We start from the raw sequence: 19,984 nt of genomic DNA on the forward strand, positions 1-19,984 counted from the left end.
GATGGCGATCTTCCGGTTCCTCTGGGCCATTGTCACGTCTCGCTGGCTCTGGACCTTCATCGGGCTCATCCTGTTGTCCCTAATCGTGTGGATCTTCGGTCCAATCGTCAGCGTCGGAGACAGTGCGCCCTTTGCGTCCGAGATCGTGCGACTGGTCATCATCGGCCTTCTGTTTCTCCTGTTCATCCTCTGGTGGATTGTGGCGCGGCGGCGTGCGGTACGCGCCAATCGCCTCTTCGTTTCCGAAATTACTCCCCAGCCTGAAGCGCCGCCAAGTCCGTCCGAAGAAGGCGTTGCCGCCGTCGGTGCAAAATTCCGCGAGGTCATGGCGGGTCTCAAACGCCAGAAGGTCGGCGGCCGAAAGTTTCTGCGCGAGATGCCCTGGTATGTCATCATCGGTCCGCCTGCGACCGGCAAGACCACAGCCCTCAGGCAATCCGGACTGAGCTTTCCGATCGATCTGACCGACGATCTGCATGGCGTTGGCGGCACGCGCAATTGCGACTGGTTCTTCACCGAGGAAGCGGTGCTGATCGACACGGCGGGGCGCTATGTTCAGCAGGAGAGCCAGCCGGAAGTCGATGCCGCCGAATGGCTGGGCTTCCTCGATCTCCTGAAGAAGCATAGGGGTCGTCGCGCCTTGAACGGCGTGATCGTGGCGCTTGGTATCGACACGCTGTCCGAAGACGATGCGGCAATCCGCATGCATGGGCGTCAGATCCGCAAACGGCTGGCGGAACTCCAGGAGCGCCTCGGGATCCGCTTGCCAGTCTATCTCATGCTGACAAAGGCCGACCTGATAAAGGGGTTCGAGAAATTCTTCGGGTCGTTGTCGACGGCAGATCGGGAACAGGTGTGGGGGGCGACCTTTGCTCCGGGCGCGCGCATCGACGGCGCCGAAGTCACCCAAGAGATTTCCACACTTGCAGGCGTGCTCGAACGGCGTCTCATCCCGCGGCTCGAAGGCGAGGAAAGTCTCGCGGACCGGGCAGAGATATTCCGGTTCCCGGCCCAAGTTGAAAGCCTTTCAGAACCTGTGCGGGTTTTGATCGAAACCGTCTTCGGCGAAAGCAAGTATGCCGAAAGCGCGTGGTTGCGGGGCATCTATGTGACGTCGGCGACCCAGGAAGGCACGGCAATCGACAGGTTGACGGCGGCGCTGGCGTCATCCTTTGGACTGCCTACCCAACCCGCCTCCCCGATGTTGCGGGTGGAGAAACGCAGCTTCTTCCTGAAGGACCTGCTGACGAAGGTGATTTTCAGGGAAGCGGGGCTCGGCACGTTCGACCCGGCGGCAGAAGAACGGCGTATCTGGATATGGCGCGGCGCAGTGGTGGCCGCGACCGCGTTCGTGGTCATCTCTACCTTGCTGTTCACCCTGTCCTATAGGCGAAACGACGCGGCTCTGGCGGCGCAAGCCGAGCAACTTGAGGGCCTGCAGCTTCCCCTCTCCCCGGTTGCCGCGCGCCAGGCACCCGTCGACCCACTCGACCTCGATCTCGGCCTCGAAGCCGCAACGGAAGTTGCCAACGCCCGCACGGACCCGCCCGGGGGCGCGGCCGCAATGATCGGACCTTCGGCTGAAGCCGCGATCCATCAGGCGCAGTCGGATGCCTATGACCGCACGCTGCGCAATATATTGGAGCCGCGCATGGTCGCTCTGCTTGAGGCGACAATGTGGCGGAAAATCCGGGATCCCGAATTCCAGCTGGGTGCGCTGAAGACCTATCGCATGATGACCGGGCTGTCGCCGATGGATCCGGAATTCGCCAAGCTATGGTGGGTTGAGACGCTGCCGGGCTCAGCACCCATACCGCCCTTCAAGACCGAAATGGCATCGGATCATCAACTTGCGGCGATCGACAATATGGCGACGGAACAGGCCTTCGTCGCCCCCGACGAAGTACTGGTGGCCGAAGCTCTGCGAACGATCTGCTCGATCCCGCTGCCTGTGCGCGCCTATAATGCGCTGCTCTCGGATCCGGAGGTCGCGGCGCTGAAGCAGTGGATTCCGGCCGACCATGTCGGCCCGAATGGCCTGAAGGTGCTGGCACGCCGCTCGGACAAGACGCTCAGGGTGGGCATCAGCGGTGCTTTCACCTATGACGGTTTTCACAACGTCATCCTCGCCCGCCTCGAAGATGTCGCCACCCAGGCCGCCCTGGACCGCTCCGTCTTTGCAGGCGGATGCTCTGAGAGCGCCAGCCCGTCGGTCGCGGCGCTTTCGCAGGACATCCTCAAGCTCTATTATGACGACTATATCGCCAAGTGGGACGGCCTCATGCGGGACGTCCGGCTTGCGCCGCTCTCTGACCTGCAGACGGCCGGTGAAAATCTCAAGGATCTTTCGAGCGCGGACTCATCCATGAAGCGTTTGCTGACCGCCATCGTGCGCGAGACGGAACTGACACGCCCCGAGGATGACGGTGGCGGCCAGACCCCGCCGGCTGGAACATCCAAACTCCTGTCGAAGCTCGGCAAGATCGGCAAGCTTGCCTCCAAGGGCGTGAAAATGATGCCAGCAGCCGGCGCGAAGTCGGATGTGGACCTGTCGGGTGCGCTGGTTGCCGAGCATTTTAAACCGATCAAGGCCGCCGTCGTCGAGGTCGACGGCCAGCCTCCAGCGCTCAACGATGCGGTCGCAGCCCTGACTGCCCTCTCGAACATGCTCCAGACGGTCTCGGCAAGCCCGGATGCCCAGGACGCCATGAAACGGCAAGGTGGCCTGGCGGAATTGACCGGGGCGGTGGCAAAACAGGCCGTTACCCTTCCCGATCCGCTGGACGACTGGCTGGCGGGACTGGCTGGCGATACCAGTGAGCTGGCGACCGGCGCGGTCACTTCGGAGCTGAACGCAATCTGGCGCGCCGATGTGCTTCCCTTTTGTCAGGCGGCATTGACCAACCGATATCCCTTCGTCCCCGACAGTCCAATCGATGTCACGGTGGTCGACTTCCAGCGCGTCTTCGGCCCCGGCGGACTGATCGACAATTTCACCAACAACAACCTCGTCAACTATATCGACACGACCAGCCATCCCTGGAAATGGCGCTCCGACATCAAGCTCGATCCCGCACCGCTCGTGGCGCTGGAGCAAGCCCGCTTGATCCGTGACAGCCTGTTTCCCGGTGGTGCGGGACCGATCCTGACCTTCACGCTTGAGCCGAAGGATCTTTCGCCCACCGTCAGCCGCGTGACCCTGAACGTCGACGGGCAGAGTCTGTCCTATTTCAACAACCCCACCCGCCCACAACAAATGACCTGGCCGGGCAAGGATGGCACCGGCGTGATCATCCTCTCCTTTCAGCCGATCGACGGCTCACCCGAAGTCATGGCAAGCGAGACCGGGAGCTGGGCCTTCCTGCGAATGCTGCGCGCCGGCCGGCTCACCGGAACCAATCTTGCCGAGCTTTTCAAACTGCGGCTCGCCGCCCAGAGCTATTATGCCGATTTCGAGCTCAGGGCGGGGAGTGTTGCCAATCCCTTCGACCTGAAGATGTTTGCGAGGTTTTCGTGCCCGACGCAGCTTTGATCCTGCCAGGATTTTTCGGAAAGTTGCCGGCGATGGGGGACTTCGTCACCCGCCGCCTGCCTGCCTCCTTCGTCGGGCGGTGGGATCACTGGATCAGCCGGCATCTGGTTCACCGGCTTTCGCAAGGGCCTTTGGGCTACCCCCCGATCCTGCGCTTTCTCCTCGGCAGCGACACATTTGGTCCGATGACGGGCGTGATCCTGGCAAGCGCCGACCGCGCAGGCCGCCGGTTTCCGCTGACGATCGCAGCAGCGCCGCCCCTTGCGGCCGCCGAGATTGCCAGCGTTGCGGCCGACTGGTTCGATGACCTGGAAGCGGCAGGTATGGCGGCACGAGAGGAAGGGATTGACGGAGATGCACTGGCCGCGCGTCTTGCGACGCTGCCTTATCCTGCCGCTGCCGCCTCCGGCGATATCGTCGGCGGTATGAGATTCTGGATGAGCCATTGCGCAAGCGTGGAGATCGACCCTGGCGCGCCCGACATGGCATTGCGCCAGTTTTTCCCCGAAGACCCGGGTGACGTCTGATGCAGATCTGGAACCAGACCGGCTATCCGACTGAATTCACCATGGGTATGGACAAGGCCGGACACGAGTATGTCGTCGTTGTGGTCAAGGCAACGTTCGAATTCCCTGAAGCCCCGGGCGGACTCGTTCGGAAATCGTCCGTGCAGGTGCCGCTGGTCATGGCCGATACGCATACTGGCGCACCTGGTTTTTCGGCCACGCTCTGGGAGACTGATTTTGCGTTCCGCAAGCCGCGTTGTGACGTCATCGCCAATGGCTGCGCCTACGCTCCGGGCGGACGGCCAGCCGACCGCGTCACGGTCGGAATCAAGCTCGGGCAATGGTCTAAGGTCTTTGACGTGCTCGGTCATCGCGAGTGGCGGGCGCTGGGGCCGGTCTTTACTGGCTCCGCCCCGCAGCCGTTTCTGCGGCAGCCCTTCTCCTACGACACAGCATGGGGCGGGACCGACCGCCTTGATTCGGACGACAAACAGCCCGCGAGCTACAGACAGAACCCAGTCGGTACCGGTTGGGCGCGCACAGGCAATCAACGCCTCATTCCGGGTCTCCGGCTGCCCAATACCCAGGCGACCGGCGAGGAGGTCCGCTCACCCTTCGGCGACTACCGCCCTATGAGCTTCGGCCCTTACGGCCGGGCCTGGCCCGACAGGATCGAATTCGGTGGGACTTATGACCAGAACTGGATCGACAACGTTTTCCCCTTCCTTCCTGCCGATTTCGATGAGCGCTATTTCCAGATGGCGCCGCCCGATCAGCAGACAAATTTCCCGAGCGGCGGTGAGGAAGTGGTGATCGTCAACTTGACCCCGTCAGGGCGTGAAAGTTTCCGGCTACCGCCCACCAGTCTTCCGATCACCCTGTTCAGAGGCGATGAGAAGTGCTTCGAGAGGCCGGTATTGCCCGATACGATTTTATTCGATCTGGAAAACCGACGCTTTTCATTTGTCTGGCGCGTGTCGCAGCGCATTCATCGATCGATCCTCGATTTCTCTGAATGCTGGATCGGACCTCCGACGAGGGGAATGCTGAGGGCGCGTGTTAGCGGTAAGCGCTACATCCGCCTTCTTGATCTGCCCGCCCGGTTCAACGCGGAGGCTGATGCTGCATGAACGCCAGGCTGGATATTCTATCAATCGGCATGGTGACGGCGGTCGGTCTTGATGCGCCTTCATCTTGTGCTGCTATGCGAGCGCGTCTCGACGGCTTTCGCGAGACAGGTTTTGTCGGCCCGCGCGGTGAATGGTTGGTTGGCGCACCGGTGCCGATGCCACGCAACTGGATCGGCGAGCAGCGGCTCGCCCATATGGCCGCAGCCGCAATATGCGAGACATTCGACGCAGTGCCGGAAGCGCGAGGCAAAACCGCGCTGATGCTTTGCCTCCCGGAGGGTGATCGGCAAGGTCGGCCTCTGCACGACGACGCAACTTTGTCAGAGGAAATTAGCCGGATTGCCGAGATCGACCTGAATTTGCATTCGCGCATCATCGCCCATGGCAGGCCCTCTGGCCATGTCGCGTTGGATCAAGCCCGCAGGCTGCTGGCTCAGGACGCAATCCCTTACGTTTTGATTGCTGGTGTCGACAGTTACCTGACTTCGGCCGCCCTTTCGCATTATCTCAGCACCGAGCGTCTGTTGACGTCCACCAATCCGGACGGCTTCATCCCCGGAGAAGCCGCGGCTGCAGTCTTGTGCTCACGTTCGCTCAACGGCAAATTCCAGCTCTCTGGCCTCGGTCTCACGCGCGAGCCGGCCTTTATATACAATGGGGCAGATCTTCCGTTGCGCGGCGACGGCATGACAGAGGCTTATCGAATGGCGCTTGACGAGACCGGCATTGAGATGAACCAGCTTGGCTATCGGATCGCCGATCTCATCGGGGAAACCTACTGGTTTAAACAGACAGCCTTGGCAAACTTGCGGCTGCTACGAGGGCGACATGATCCGCAAGATCTATGGTCGCCGGCAGAATCGCTTGGAAATATCGGGGCAGCCGTCGTGCCTCTAATGCTCGGAATGGGATGGATGGCAGCCAGAAAGGGTTATGCTGTGGCATCGCCGATGCTCATAGAAGCTTCAAATGACGCGGGCGCCTGCGGCGCGGCGGTTTTCGTTGCGCGGGAAGCATAATGTCCAACGTCTTTGCTAACAATCTCGAGATTTCTGGCAAGGCGGTGAACGCCCAGACAATTGCCGCCTTCCCAGATGTCTGCTTCACACCGCCGCAAACTCCAGCTACGCCGCCGGGGGTGCCGATCCCCTACCCAAGCTTCGGAATGGCCTCTGACACTGAGAACGGTACCGGTACGGTCAAGATCGGCGGCGAGACCGTCAACATCAAGAACAAATCCGATGAGAAGCGGACCTCTGGCACCGAAGCCGGCTGCGCACCAAAAAAGGGTATCATCACATCCCAGAACACCGGCAAGAAATATTTCCACAAATGGTCTCCAGATGTGAAATTTGAAGGCGAACCGGTCATACGATTTTCTGACTTGGCGACGCACAACCATGCCAGCCCTCAAGGCCAAACTCCCCCTTGGCCCGAGATCTGCAAATTTTCGCCCAACAGGCTGGATTGTGCTACCATTCTCGCTGAGTTCGAAGTCCATACGCACAGCGATGCGGATTGCCCTAGTGGATATGAATCCGAACATTTCGTTCAAAACGAATATCTGCAGTGGGAACGCGGCCTCGAGACCGCGACGCAATTCGAGAATTATACGACCAACGGGGCGCCCTGTATTTGCATGGCATCATACGCCAAGGGTCCAGGTGGCGGCTTTCGCCGAAAGGGCTCTGGCAGCAAAACAGGATCACCGCACAACTTGAAAACAAAGCAGTGCAATGATGCGATCAGGAAGCGGACAAAGACGCCGACATTGAGCCAGGTCGTCGACGATTGCACGAAGGCGGTTGTAGACAACGACCCGCGCGCCAAGAATGCCAAGCCAAAGCCGGCGGCGCAGAAGAATATCCAGGAATGCTTGAGAGCACTGTTCATGGAATATCTCGATCGCGCGGTTAAGGAAAAAGACCCGAAAAACTCCGCGACAAAAGCGGCAAAGGAACCGATCGCATGGGAAGTAAACTCGGACCCGACTAGGATGTGGGCACGCTGAATGGCACGTACTCCCGTTCACAAGAGGGTGGTGGACCTGCCGCCCGAAATGCAGTCATTTAACGCGCTCAACGCCTATGAGGTGGGCCGTGATCATGCTCGTGTCGCCTGTCAGTTGTCGGATGTTCACGAGGAGATCGGAGAGGTAGCAATCCTCCGGATTTCCATGACTTCTTTGGCTGTGCACGTGGAGGATGTGTTCGGTGAGTTTGCCATGGCATTTCACTCTGTCCGTGCGCGGCGCGAAATCCTGCTCGAAATCGGTGGGGTCGTCAGGCTCCACGCGGGTACGGTTTGGAGGTCTGACCTTCTGAACTCGTCGTTTCTCATAGGGGCTTATTCACTTGAGAAATGCGCAGACTTCGTATTCGGTGACGACGGCCAGATCTGGCGATTCGACGACGCGTCGACCTGGTCTCGAGACACCGTCGCAGCGTCGGATCGAATCTTTGATATGCATGGTTTGTCACCGGATCGATTGTACGCGGTAGGCGGAAACGGCCTCATCCTGAAATCGCGAGGGAGAAACTGGGATCCGATAGATGTCAGGATAGGGACTGATTTCCGTTGCGTCCTTGTTGAGAAAGACAGGGTCTTCGTTGCTGGAGACCGCGGAATCGCCGGCTATCTCGGAGACAATGAATTTGTGCAATTCGAAACAGGTCTCGATAGCGATATCCTCTCGATATGCTCGTTCAGGGGTAGCATCTATTTCGCCGACTCCGATTTCGGCGTGCATGTTCTCTCGGCAGGCGCATTCGAACCAGTTGCCAACCTCGGATACACCTATCGCCTCAATGCCGGGGAGTGGCTGACGGCGGCATGCGGAGAGTATATCTTTCAGTTCGACGGGACGAATTGGCGGGGTATCGAGATTTCTTATAATGGCGGCTATAGGGCTGAGGTATACGACACGTCGTTCATATAATGATCGGCATTGCCCTCATCCACGTGGCAGATTTTGGGCCAGATATCCCCTAACTCTGTCGAGTTGCAAATCGAAGATCGGTATTGAATTGGACGTGGACAACATCCTCACCACGAACAACTCTCCCGCTTCTGGAAATTCGGCATAGCGTTCCTGAGCGATCCTCACTCCCTCCTCGCCCGCAACGCGCAGTCCATCGAGATGGGCTTCCAACCTTTCGACAAGACGGGCCATTCGCACGTCATCCATGTCCGGATTCTCATCGGGATGGAGCAGATGATAATCATAGACGGTCCACAAAAACGCTGCCATCTCGGCATGCTGTCGGACTATTTCGCGGAGAACGGGCGCCGCTGGCATCAGTTGAGGTTCACCGAGCCGCCACGAATGCGGTTGGCCGCGCTGGCGTGGCTCGTCACATAAGTGCCACGAATGGTAATGTGCCCATCCTTTTCCAGAATGATCGTTGCCTTGCCACAGCGAAGCTCGATCCGCTCTTGAGCGGTGATCTGCACACGCTCACCGTCACGGATCACATTCGGCATTGGCGAGCGACGCGCCGGATCGACAATGCGTCCGACGATTAGCGGTCGTAAGGCGTCTCCGCCTTCAAAGAGCAACGCAACTTCGGACCCGACCATGGCCGAGGTCAGCTCGGCCAGGCTTCGCGCGCGCAAGGCAACATCTTGGGGGTTGCCGGGGAAAACGACCAGCGGCACGCCTGCATCGAAACCCAGCAGCAGTCCGATGACCACGCCCTCGATACGTTCCGCGACTTCGGACATATGACCGTTCCTCAATTCTGGTTGATCTTGCTGCCCTTCCAACTGACCTCTCCCGAGGCCTTGCCGTTGAATTTGCCGGATGCGTTGATCGAAATGTTCTTGCCTTCGATCGAGATCGTGCCGTCCTTCTTCATTGCGATACTTGCCGAGCCGCATTTGATGACGACCGAGTCTGCCGCGTCGATCAGAAGGTCCTTCCCAATCTTGATCGCTCCGTCCTCGCCGACCTCGACGAGACTGCCTTTGGCGACCTTCACCGCCCGGCTGCCGCCGATTTCCGTCGAATCGTCGTCGCCGATCTTGGCGCTCCGAGCTTTGCCGATGCTGCTTGCCTGTGCGCCGCCGATCGACACGCCCTGGTCCGAGCCGATGTTCCAGCTGTCGGAGGCGCCGATGTCGTGGTTCTGGGCAGCACCGACGCTGACCGATCGGGTAGTGCCGATCGTATTCATCTGAGCCGCGCCGACCGATCGTGTCTCCGCCGCGCCGACGGTATCGACGCGTGCCGCGCCAACCGTCACCGTCTGGACGATGGCCACGGTCTGGGTGTGATTGGCGCCGATTGTCTCGGTCGAGTTCGAGCCGATACTGATCGTCTCGTTGGCGCCCACGGTCAGAGATCGATTGACCCCCACCGTCTCAGTATCGTTCGATCCGATATTGACAGTGCGGTGGACCCCCACCTTGGTCGTCTTGTTGTTGCCGACATCCTCATCGAGGTTCACACCGACGGAGTGCTTGGCATTGTTGTCGATGCGGTCCGACTGGTCGTGCTGGACGAGCTTGCTGCGATCGTGCTTGATCAAAAGATTGTGATCCTTCTGAGCCTGGAAATAGACCTCCTCCGATCCGGCCTTGTCTTCGAAACGTAATTCATTCCAACCACCGCCCCCCGGCGAGGAATTCGTCTTCAATCCGGATTGCGTGGCATGTCCCGGCAACTCGTAGGGCGGCATTTCCTTGCCGTTATAGACCCTGCCGGTGATGATGGGCCGGTCAGGATCCCCCTCGAGAAAGTCAACGATTACTTCCTGGCCGATCCGGGGGATCTGGATAAAACCCCAACCGGCGCCGCTCCAAGTTTGCGACACGCGCACGAAACAGGAACTGTTTTGGTCCTTCTTGCCAATGCGATCCCAGTGAAACTGTACTTTCACGCGTGCATATTTGTCGGTGAAGATCTCCTCGCCCGCAGGACCGACGACAGTCGCGGTCTGCGGCCCGCGCATGACCGGCCGGATCGTGCTGCGAGGCGGCCGATAACTGATGGAGGTCGGAGCAACCTGAAACATCGCCCGGAAGGTTTCTTCCCTTGCATCGGCGGCGGGGCGGTAGCCGGGGTCGAACAGACGGTAATCTGCGCGAAGCACGACATATTCCGCGTTCTGATCCTTGCGAGGAAAATTTTCAAGCTTGAACCTGCAACCCGAGGCAAGGCCGCGTACGGTGCCGGCGGCCGCGATCCGTTGATGCGCCGCCTGAATTTCCTCCCGCCGCACGACGGCCACTGCATCACCGCGGCTGACCGTCAAATGTGCACCGGGATGGCGATAATGCTCGCCCTGTGCCTCCGCGTGAGAGAAAGGTTGCGCCGATTGCGTCATGAGGTCGGCGCCCGGCTTGGTGAAATCGTAGTCCGTGTGGGCGAAGGTGCCCGGCAGGACAGAACTGGTCGCAACCCAGTCCGTCATATATTCCTCGTCCCGGCGCACGGGATCGCCCTCGGCCCGGAACTTGACGCTCTCATAGCCTCGTGCCGGCTTCAGTTTGTTCATGGCGTCCGCAAGCACGAGTGTGTGTTCACCCTCGTCATACTCGAAGAAGTACATGATGCCTTCGTGCTCGAGCAGCCGCTGCACGAAGTCGAGGTCGGTTTCGTCATATTGCACGCAATATTCCCGCGCCTCGTAGGAACCCTGCAACCGCTTCTCGAATTTTGCCCCCTTGTACTTCGAAAAGACCTTCTCGACGATTTCGACGACGCTCATATTCTGGAAGATGCGGCAATCCGTGCTGTTGCCGAGCAGCCAAAGCCAAGGCCGCATCTCTGCCTCGTAGTAGGCGAACCTTTCCTCGATGCGCGTCAGGCGAAAGTCAGTGACGAGTCCGCTGAACCAGCGTTTCTTGTCTCCGCCTTCCCCTTCCACCGATAGGGGTTTTCCAAGCAGCTTGAGTGCGTCGACATTCTCGTCAGAACTGATGAAGCCCACCGTGAAGGCAAAACACCGACTGACCTCGTCGCGGCCGATGAGATGCGTGAACGTCAGCGCTTCGGATCCGAGCGGCGTCTGGACGGTTGTCTTGCGATCATCAGCCATGCGGAGAATGCCCCTGTCTCGTGACGCCGGCGATCCTGATGGAGAAGCCTAGCATAAAGGCCCGTCGCTCCGGAAGTGACATCGACATTGCAGCAGGCCAGCGCCTATCGAGTTGTGGTCGAGGACGGCAAGACGCGCCCGGAAGGCGAGGATCGGTATGACCAGCACAATCGGACCGGCGCGGCGAAAACGTCATACGCGCGCAATCGATCCCCCGAGCGCGCGATCCGTCCTGACGGAGAATACGAGCTCTTCGATCGCCAGTGCCGCTTCACGCGCCCCATTGGCAAAAACGATGCGACCTGCTCGCGTGCGATGCTGGCCAAGAAAATCCTCCGACAAGGCAAGTTCGATCACCTCGTGCGCTCGCTCGACATCCACCGATCTCAGACATAGCGCCAATCCGGAGCTTTGCGCATAGGCGGCTCTGACGGCCTGCTCGTCCATCTCGGGCGCCTCGTTCGGAACGAAGATTGCCGGGATGCCGCCATAAATACATTCATGGAAGCTGTTGTAGCCGGCATTCGTGATTATCAGGTCGACAGCGTTGAAATATCTGGCGATCGGGTAGATCGCCTTCTGGAGGGTGCCGCCGATATGGTCTTCTCGCTTCGGCGCGAGAGGATTAACTGCATCGATAACCTGGACGCCATGTTTTAGCAGCCCGCTTATGATCGCCGGCCGCAGCCGGCTGACGTCGAAATTACGCTCCGAACCGAGCTGCACGACGGCGACAAGACCGGCCGGATCGGCACCGAGAGCCGATGCAGCCTCCAAACGCGGGAGCCTGTCTTCGTCGTCAACGAGGAGGATGGGAGGAACGCCGATCACGCCAGCGCGCAATTGCGCGGTGATGCCGTGGTCCTCGTCCGCGGCGAACTCGCCCGGCTCGATCACCATGTCGAACCGACGCTGTATCGACGGATCGAGACCATGTCGGGAAGCCCACATCCCACGGCGGATCCAGACCCAGTTTAGATCGGGACGGGCCGCCAGAACCTTTAGAAGACCGGGAAAGGGATGGTTGCTGTCGAAGACGACGCTGTTGACGGCAAACGCCTCGACGGCAGCCAGCAATTCCTGTGCGAAGACTTCGTTCCAGCTGTCGTCAGTCACACCGATCTTCGGGGCGGACGGTATATAGTCAACCGGATGCCCGCGTGCTTCGACAATGGAAGAGCCGGCCGACATTGTCAGGAAGACAGGCTCTATGTCAGACGATATGCGCTCGGCGATCGCCATCAATCGCGTAATGTGGCCAAGCCCTATGCCGTTTGTCGCAACAAACAGAACGCGCCGTCGTCCCATCGGCGACCGTTGCGATCTGTGCGGCCCGGAACGGACCGTTGCCCCCTCGCGCGACGCGGAGAAACCGTCACCATCGACGGGCTTTGCGACCACGGCAAGCGTGGGGGGCGCACAAAGCCCGAGGGCGTCATAGAGCGCACGCATTCTTTCCGGGTAGCGGCTCGTCGAAAACTTCCTCTCGACCAATGTGCGCGCGGCTGTCGACTGGGCGCTGAACTCCTCGGGAGACGCGAGATATCTCTCGAGAACGTGAGGTGTCTCCTTAGGCCGACAATAGACTGCACCGTCTTCGAACAAGTCCCGAAACGATGGATCCAGGATGGTCACAAGCCCGCTCGCCATCGCTTCGGCAATGCCGATGCCAAACGCCTCAATCCAACGTCGACTGTGAAAAAACACATAGAAATCTAGCTTGTTCAGAAACTGCGGCACACCGCTGTTTGAATAGGGTGAGACGTTCCAGTTGGATCCAACAAGAGGCACGAGCTGGTCAGGCACGCCGCCCATGACCTTCACCTGGACATTACCAAGATCGGGATAGGCTGCACGCAGTTCAGCCTCGGTGTCCGGCCATTTCAAGAGATCGCGACGCGAATGCCTGCCGATAATAGCCCGCTCGCGCGGCGGCGGCGCGGCCCTGTCTGGCCATTCGCCGAGGTCGATGAGGTTGAACAGATCATGACCCAAGAGCTGGGGCCTGCCGGCAACGATGTCTTCGAACTGATTGCGCACCTTGGGACCGACCGGAGCAAAGATGACGGGAGCCCCGAACATTCTCTCCAGGTTCCGTTTGACCACGTCGATATTGTATTGGGCATTTCCAGCCCCGTCGAATGGCGGGTGCTGGACCGAAAGTAGGACGACCTTCGATCTTATTCGCAGTGGCCGTGTCGGCATGTGCGCGAACGCCAGAGGATTATGCGCAAATAGAATGTCGCACTCGACTGTCTCCTCGCCGGTCAGCCACGGCACCTCCTGACGCTGGAGAACGTCGAGAAGACGTTCCTCGAACCGCCTGGAGCGGATGTCGGAAACGCCCAGAAATGGAAGGAGCGCTGTCGAGAGACCAAATTGCCGGGCGGCTTGGATCTCGACCCGCACCGCCGATGACGCGCCTCCATAAAATCGAGGATCGGCTGCATGGACAATATCAAAATGCATTAGAAAGCCAGATCGGGTCCACAGTGAGCTACCAGATTGAATTGCCAGTCTTCCGGCAAGCGCGTCAATAAGCGCTTCCGCTCCGACCGAAAGATGAGCTGCGATCGGAACCGCCAAAATTCCTGACGGCAACGGGTTTGGGATTGACCGACCGGGTGATCCTCGATGTCGCGACCGGGACATAGGAACTGTTCGGATACTGGCTGATGAAATTGCGATAGGCTTGATCGGTGTTACTACGCTGTGCGTTGCGCCAAGCCACGGTTTCCGCGCTGGTCGGTGCGCCCCGGTAACCGCTCATCATCGACGCCAGCGTCATGTTTGAGCCTTGAGACGTGCACGAAGCAAGTATCAGCGTTCCGAGGATAGAGATTTTCCGAAGCATATATTGCCCTCCCCGCAGCTTGTTCTTAGTAAGCAGTTTCAAGTTGTGAAAGTCAATGCCCGCAAGATGAAACCCATTATTTCTATGGTTCTGTCCAGATTTGACGGACTGCTCTGGCTTTTCAAGCACCAAATAGATGCACTTTTCAACCTTAAGATTGAGCCGCGGTTTGTCTTAAGTGTGTTCGTCTTTTCCGCTACGACAACTGCTCGGCAAGAAATTCCTCGAAGCCCAGCCCCAACGTGATCTCGCGCGAAATTGCCCATTTACGCAACATGAGGTCGTGACGCCTGCGCGCGTAGTCCTGATATTGGCCGGCCGAAAGCGACGGCAGGTGGCGCACCTGCGGAATAAATTCGACCGGCGTGTCTGCCTGGGACATCAGTTCCTGATGGAATTCGGAAAGGACGATGATCGGATATTCGTTCTTGGCTACGCAAATCCTTCGAACGGATTCGATGGCATCGACAAAGCCGTCCGGCGTTGGCCCGAGCCAGGTGACGAGAGTTCTGGATTTTGCGCGGTTCTGCGCGTCGGCGATCGTATAGCGGAGTTCCTCGGGCATTGCCTGCGCTCGCTTCAGAAGGGCAAAGGCGTCGAAAGGAATTCTCATTCTGAACAAGCTGCGCAAAGGGGTCGGCAAAACCATCTGGTGGGTCTCCGTGCAAAGGACCGGCTTGTTCGATATGCTGGCAATCTCGGTTGCCTGTCTGAGGCTGCTCTCGATGAAGATTTCAGCATCGCTCTGCCGATAAAAGGCGGCCTTGAACCCTGCATGGATGCCGCGCCGCCGACGCTCCGTCGCGGTCGGCAGATCGAGCATGACGAGCTTGCCGTAATCGATTGCATTTGTGCGAAGCCATGTTTCGGTCAGGGACCGATACTTTTCCAGGCGGCTCGTAACGAGATAGGCGATGAAACGCGTCGGTTTGTGAAGCGCGCGAGCATTTCTCAAGAAGGAGTCATAGGTCGGACCATCGTCATTTTCCGCCTCTGTCGGATCGAGGCAGAGCACCCCGTCGATATCGACGCATGCCTTCGACAACAGTCCATGATGCATGAAATTCCACTGGAACAGCCTGGGCTGTTCAACCACCTCGAATATGAAGTCGACGCCCTCAACCCTATCGCCCAGGCCATAGACTGCTGCAAAGACAAATTGAGCGGGGCTTTCGCATGCCAACAACTTGGCTTTGGCTTGCCGCATGGCCCCACCGGTATTGATGCTGTCGTCGAGGACCAGCACCTTTCGAACGTCTGATGCGCCCCTGAACGTAGCCGTATTCTTCGTCGCGCCGAAGGAATAAACACGGCCTTCCACGAAGCTGTCGAGATCGGTCATCGGCAGGTTGGCGACAAGACCCAGCATGTTGGCGGCTAGCAAGCCGCTGCGTGGAATGCCGACGACCAGGTCGATATCGCGAGGCAGCATGTGCAACCCGTTGACGATCGCTCTGTGAAGATCCGATATCGAGCGGTACTGCATCCGCTTTTCGATGCTCCATTGTTCACGTCAGTTGCGCGGCTGTCATTTGCCGTTCTGCTCCACAAAGAGATCGACCTGCGCTTCCATTTTTTGCCGCGTTGCAGCGTCAAGCTTTTTGCCGATTGCCGCGCGCGCCTCATCTGCCCGGTTAACGCCAAGCTTTTCCGCCAGTACGCTATAATAATATGCAAGCGGCACATCCGCCTTTCCCGTGAAGCTGCCCTTGTCGTAGCCGAAGGCAAGATCAAGGTTGGCGAGTTCAAGACCACGGTCGGCCGACAGCTTGAAGAGGGAGAGCGCGCGGTTTCGATCGGCAGGAAGTTTATCGGCGCCTTTCAGGTACAGCCTTGCGGCATAGTAGGGGGCGTATTTGTTGCCCATGTCCGTTGCCTTCAGCAGAGTCTCCAGGCCGCGTGCGGGATCTTTCTTGATGCCCTCTCCGCTGATGTAGGCCTGACCCAGATTTGCCATGGCGTCGATCTGGCCCGTGTCGGCTGCCGCAGTGTAAAGTGCAACGGCCCGCGTGGCATCCTGCTTTACACCCGTGCCCAGCCTGTAGCAGTCACCCAGCGCCGTGATTGCGTTGGCCCAACCACTGGATGCGGCAAGACGATACCAGAGAACCCCTTCTTCTGGCTCCTTCGAGACACCCTGGCCAAGAATATAAGCGGTGCCGACATTTGTGCGTGCACGCAGGTTGCCCATTTTTGCGGCCGCCATGTAGTAGGAGAGGGCTTGATCGTAGTCGACCTTGCGGCCGATTCCCATGCGAGCCATGTAGCCGAGATTGACGAGAGCGGCGCTATACTGGTGACCGCCGGCGATCTTGTAGAAATATTCCGCCCAATTGTACCGACCGGCGATCTCGAGAACACGACCAAGCTGATATTGCAGTCTTGCGTTGTTCGGATCTGCAGCAAGCGCAAAGGCGCAGGCCCGTAATGCGTCGCGCACATTGACGAGGCCATTGCTGACCCCTGGTACCTGTCGCTGGGGATCGTTCGGGTCGGCACCGTAGAGATCGCAGTCGGTGACAAGACTGCGCATCCCGCCGGCCACCTCGGGCAAGACGCTTGGCCACATCCGGAATGTTTCGCTCACCGCTCGCTCGCCGGATTGCTGGAACACGAATTCTTTGGCCTCGGCGTCGACTGCGCTCGGCGCCTGACTGGCAATGGAGGAAGCCACCAAGCTTTCGCGGACATAGAGCCCGCGTTTGGAAAGGGCGGCAACCTGGACACGGCTCTTTTCTTCCGCCTCCGCCGCATGCGCGCTGTTGGGAAAGATTTTGGCGAAGCGCTCGAAATCAGCAGGATCTGGACTATCCTTAATGAAGGTCCAAAGTACCTCGTCGATATCAACCGGACTAGACGTTTCCGTGGGCGGAACGACAGGGTCTGCGTTGAGAACGGCTGCCTGTGGCCGGAACACGAACCGTGTTTCGATCGAGCCGGTGATCCACGGTATTTGGGCATTGCCGGTGGCTTGCCTGACATCGCCGCGAACAGTTCGAAACGTGTCGTAGACATCCAGATTCGGTCGCTGCAGGGCATTGGCGAGCGCCGACGAATAGGGGCTGTTCAGCCCAGTACCATCATAAGCAACTTCACCAGCGCTGGTCGCGTAAGCCATCAGGACCTGTCCGCTGCCGGCCTCGGTATCCGCCAGCCCCTGATGAAGACCCTCGAAATTTGCAGCCGGATTGTTGCGGCACGCATCAAGAATGAAGAGCTTCAGTCCGACTGGATCGTCCTTGACAATATCGATGAGGTCGTTGAGGGCGACCGCATCCGCGACGACTTTTTGCGCCGAGCTGGTATCGACATCCACTGGCAGCAGCAGATTGCGGCCACTTGCCTGCAAGGCGTGGCCGGCATAGTAGAACACGGCAATGTCGGCCCCGATCAGATGGGTCCGGATGGTCTCTTTCAGGTCTTTGACCGCTTCTTTCTTCAGATCGTAAAACAGAAGGACGTCGAAATTCAATTCAGTCAGGGTATTCGCGATCAGCTTGGCGTCGTTGTGAGGATTGCTCAGCGGCGCAAAGGGATAGTCACTGTTACCGATGACGATTGCAGCGCGCTTCTCTGCGTGAGCAGGTGACGCCAAGATTTGAAACGCGATTAGCAGAAATAGGCAGATGAGGAAACGTGGGCCCCGCCCCTGCGCAAATGTGAACACCATCACCATCGCTCCCATGGAAAGGCCGTGCCCGACTCCATCGGTGCAAAGCCTCAAACGTTGCTTGTCCGCCTGCCACCCGTACGATCGAAAATAGGAAGTATATTTTTCGCTGAAATATCCGCTAATTTACCTGTTTACACACGAAGCGATAGCCTTTCTGCAATACATAAATCGATCTGCCGCAATTGCTGAAGTTGACAAAGATCTCCTTCGCGTGCCGATCGTGGAAAGTGAGCCTCGATTCGACCAGTTGATCGCATAGACGTTCAGAGCTCCATATGGGTGGTTGGTGACTATCCGGAGGGACGAAAACAGACTTACCTCTGATCGAAATCGGCTGTTCTCTGTCGAATTTCCCGTTGCAGGGAGCAAGGCGGGGGCCTGATGGCGTGATCGAGGCGATGCGCAGCGGCGCGCGCAGCCAGGCAAGAAGAAAGCGTCGTCGATCGAAACGTGGCATTGGACCTTCACAGTGGCTGATTGATCCCACCCATGAACCGGCTCAACATTGCAACAGTCTGTCATGTCGCATTCACGGTGACGCAGACGAAGATTTTTATGCCTGAGAGGTGACCTTCCGCTGCGCTGTTCTGAGCCCCTTCCTGTCGATCCAGTTTTTGATTTCGGCGGCAATCGCCTCAGGCTGATCCTCGGGGGCAATGTGGCGCGCTGGCCCGCAGCCCCTGATTTCCAGGCCGGCGATGGTGTCGCGGCACCACGAAATCATCTCGCTGCCGATCAATAGCGTTTCGGCGGGCCCGTCGAAGGTCAGCAGCAGCTTGGGAGTTTGAGGACTGGCGGAAAGCCAGCGGTCATAACTCTCGATTCTGGCGACGACATCGGCCGGCTCGCCGTTGATCGGCATGGCGCGCGGCCATTCCAGCAGCGGGCGCCGGCTGTCGCGGTCCGGATAGGGGGCGCGGTAGACGTCCCATTCGGCATCGCTCAGCCCTTTCAGCGTGGTCGCGCGCAAGGCCTGTTCGATGAAGAAATTTTCGTCGAGGACCTTGGCCTCGCCGGTTCCCGTACCCCGCAACAGTTCATAACGCACTCTTCCGCCGTCTGGCAGATCCTCCCAGCTCATCGGCCGCAGGATGGTTTCCATGAAGGCGATGCCGCGCACCCGTTCGGCGTGGCGTGAAGCCCAGTCGAATGCCAGCGCGCCGCCCCAGTCGTGGCCGACGAGCACGACATCGTCGAGGTCAAGCGCATCGAACCAGGCGTCGAGATAGGCGATGTGATCGCCATAGCGATAGCCGATATCGGGTTTGCCGGATCGTCCCATGCCGATGAGATCGGGCGCCAGGCAGCGGCCGGGCCCGATAACGGGCATGATGTTCCGCCAGAGATGCGATGAGGTGGGATTGCCGTGCAGGAAGACGATCGGATCGCCCTCCCCCAGTTCCTCGTAGGAGATGAACGAGGTGAGAATATCGATGGTCGGCATATGGAGCTCCGCGCTTTTGTGCTATATAGGCAGGCGACTGTCCATTTATCATATAGACAGTTACCTGTCTATATTGTTGCGCGGGGTTTCATGTCGGCTTCTTCCCTTGGCCTGTTGTTGCGTCTGGTCCATCAGCATTGGACGCAGGCCGTCGAAGCGGCACTCGATGAGGCCGGCTACGGTGATATCCGCCCACCGCATGCCAACGTTTTCACTTTCGCGCGGCCCGAGGGCATCCAGGTCAGCGAGCTGACCAAGCTCGCCCGGGTGCGTAAGCAGACGATGACGCAGGCTGTCGAAGAACTCGAGCGCCTGGGTTATGTCGAGCGCCGGCCAGATCCGAACGATCGGCGCGGCCGGCTGGTGTTTTTGACGGAAAAAGGCCAGGGGGTCAGGCCGATAGCAATGGCGGCGGGCCGGCGCGTCGATGAAAGTTGGGCCGCCTTGACCAGCCCGCAGCAGATGGATGATCTGCGGACAGCACTCCGGCGGCTGCTGGAGCAATTGCAATAGCGAAGCGGGGCTGGCTTGAGACGACCCTTTCCACTTAACCGTCGCACGACCGAAGGAAAATTCATGCCGGGTGACAACAGCAAGGGCGCCGAAGAGGATGTCGTCATCATCGGCGCCGGTGCCGCCGGCATCGCCGCCGCCCGTCGCCTGCAGGCAATCCGCCCGGATCTTTCCATCCTCCTGCTTGAAGCCAGCGATCGTCTCGGCGGGCGCGCCTGGACGGTCGGACTGCCTGACGCCGATGTCGCGCTCGATCTCGGCTGCGGCTGGCTGCATGGCGCGCGGACCAAT

16 protein-coding genes are annotated in these 19,984 nt (G+C 59.2%); 8 read left to right on the plus strand and 8 right to left on the minus strand.

Going from position 1 to position 19,984, the window contains the following annotated elements; all coding sequences use genetic code 11:
• The first annotated feature begins 1 nt into the window (after nt 1).
• Genes tssM through MOV76_RS08645 form a run of 6 tightly spaced genes read left to right on the plus strand, consistent with a single transcriptional unit; the run spans nt 2 to nt 8,106 of the window.
• Nucleotides 2–3,532 (plus strand): type VI secretion system membrane subunit TssM, encoded by a 3,531-nt coding sequence (gene tssM, locus MOV76_RS08620; RefSeq protein ID WP_247264336.1) that lies wholly within the window; start codon nt 2–4, stop codon nt 3,530–3,532.
• Nucleotides 3,514–4,059 (plus strand): type VI secretion system-associated protein TagF, encoded by a 546-nt coding sequence (gene tagF / locus MOV76_RS08625; RefSeq protein ID WP_131605573.1) that lies wholly within the window; start codon nt 3,514–3,516, stop codon nt 4,057–4,059. Before tssM ends, tagF begins: the two co-directional genes overlap by 19 nt.
• Nucleotides 4,059–5,168, plus strand: coding sequence for a DUF2169 domain-containing protein (locus MOV76_RS08630; protein ID WP_131605574.1), 1,110 nt, complete (start codon nt 4,059–4,061; stop codon nt 5,166–5,168). The genes tagF and MOV76_RS08630 overlap by 1 nt, the downstream gene beginning before the upstream one ends.
• Nucleotides 5,165–6,187: a 3-oxoacyl-ACP synthase gene (locus tag MOV76_RS08635; protein WP_131605575.1), complete on the plus strand. Its 1,023-nt coding sequence runs from the start codon at nt 5,165–5,167 to the stop codon at nt 6,185–6,187. The genes MOV76_RS08630 and MOV76_RS08635 overlap by 4 nt, the downstream gene beginning before the upstream one ends.
• The gene (locus MOV76_RS08640) at nt 6,187–7,179 is read left to right on the plus strand and encodes a DUF4150 domain-containing protein (protein WP_130833062.1); all 993 of its coding nucleotides are present in this window, start codon (nt 6,187–6,189) and stop codon (nt 7,177–7,179) included. Before MOV76_RS08635 ends, MOV76_RS08640 begins: the two co-directional genes overlap by 1 nt.
• Nucleotides 7,180–8,106 carry a hypothetical protein gene (locus tag MOV76_RS08645; protein WP_131605576.1) on the plus strand — a complete coding sequence of 309 codons (927 nt, stop codon included), beginning with the start codon at nt 7,180–7,182 and terminating at the stop codon, nt 8,104–8,106.
• A gap of 15 nt (nt 8,107–8,121) precedes the next feature.
• Here the strand turns inward: MOV76_RS08645 and MOV76_RS08650 are convergent, their stop codons facing one another.
• From MOV76_RS08650 to MOV76_RS08685, 8 genes are all read right to left on the minus strand, one after another.
• The gene (locus tag MOV76_RS08650) at nt 8,122–8,466 is read right to left on the minus strand and encodes a hypothetical protein (protein WP_130833066.1); all 345 of its coding nucleotides are present in this window, start codon (nt 8,464–8,466) and stop codon (nt 8,122–8,124) included.
• A complete protein-coding gene (locus MOV76_RS08655) occupies nt 8,466–8,891 on the minus strand; it encodes a DUF6484 domain-containing protein (protein WP_130698274.1) in 426 nt (141 codons plus the stop codon). Before MOV76_RS08655 ends, MOV76_RS08650 begins: the two co-directional genes overlap by 1 nt.
• A gap of 11 nt (nt 8,892–8,902) precedes the next feature.
• Entirely contained in the window at nt 8,903–11,209 is a 2,307-nt protein-coding gene (locus tag MOV76_RS08660; protein ID WP_247264337.1) for a type VI secretion system Vgr family protein, read from the minus strand.
• Nucleotides 11,210–11,401: 192 nt separating this feature from the next.
• Nucleotides 11,402–13,618 carry a glycosyltransferase gene (locus tag MOV76_RS08665; protein WP_245510107.1) on the minus strand — a complete coding sequence of 739 codons (2,217 nt, stop codon included), beginning with the start codon at nt 13,616–13,618 and terminating at the stop codon, nt 11,402–11,404.
• A 124-nt stretch (nt 13,619–13,742) separates the two neighbouring features.
• A complete protein-coding gene (locus MOV76_RS08670; RefSeq protein WP_245509964.1) occupies nt 13,743–14,195 on the minus strand; it encodes a hypothetical protein in 453 nt (150 codons plus the stop codon).
• A gap of 64 nt (nt 14,196–14,259) precedes the next feature.
• Nucleotides 14,260–15,495: a phosphoribosyltransferase family protein gene (locus MOV76_RS08675; RefSeq protein WP_247264338.1), complete on the minus strand. Its 1,236-nt coding sequence runs from the start codon at nt 15,493–15,495 to the stop codon at nt 14,260–14,262.
• A 96-nt stretch (nt 15,496–15,591) separates the two neighbouring features.
• Nucleotides 15,592–17,733 carry a caspase family protein gene (locus MOV76_RS08680; protein ID WP_131605580.1) on the minus strand — a complete coding sequence of 714 codons (2,142 nt, stop codon included), beginning with the start codon at nt 17,731–17,733 and terminating at the stop codon, nt 15,592–15,594.
• 556 nt (nt 17,734–18,289) lie between these two features.
• Nucleotides 18,290–19,180 (minus strand): haloalkane dehalogenase, encoded by an 891-nt coding sequence (locus MOV76_RS08685; protein WP_247264339.1) that lies wholly within the window; start codon nt 19,178–19,180, stop codon nt 18,290–18,292.
• Here MOV76_RS08685 and MOV76_RS08690 point away from each other — a divergent pair, their 5' ends adjacent.
• Together MOV76_RS08690 and MOV76_RS08695 are read left to right on the plus strand one after the other, a co-directional pair.
• Nucleotides 19,181–19,693 (plus strand): MarR family winged helix-turn-helix transcriptional regulator, encoded by a 513-nt coding sequence (locus tag MOV76_RS08690; protein WP_247264340.1) that lies wholly within the window; start codon nt 19,181–19,183, stop codon nt 19,691–19,693.
• A gap of 63 nt (nt 19,694–19,756) precedes the next feature.
• The coding region (locus tag MOV76_RS08695) for an NAD(P)-binding protein (protein ID WP_247264341.1) at nt 19,757–19,984 on the plus strand (228 nt) is incomplete at its 3' end.

The organism is Rhizobium sp. PRIMUS64, from assembly GCF_023006465.1.
Taxonomy (GTDB): domain Bacteria; phylum Pseudomonadota; class Alphaproteobacteria; order Rhizobiales; family Rhizobiaceae; genus Rhizobium; species Rhizobium leguminosarum.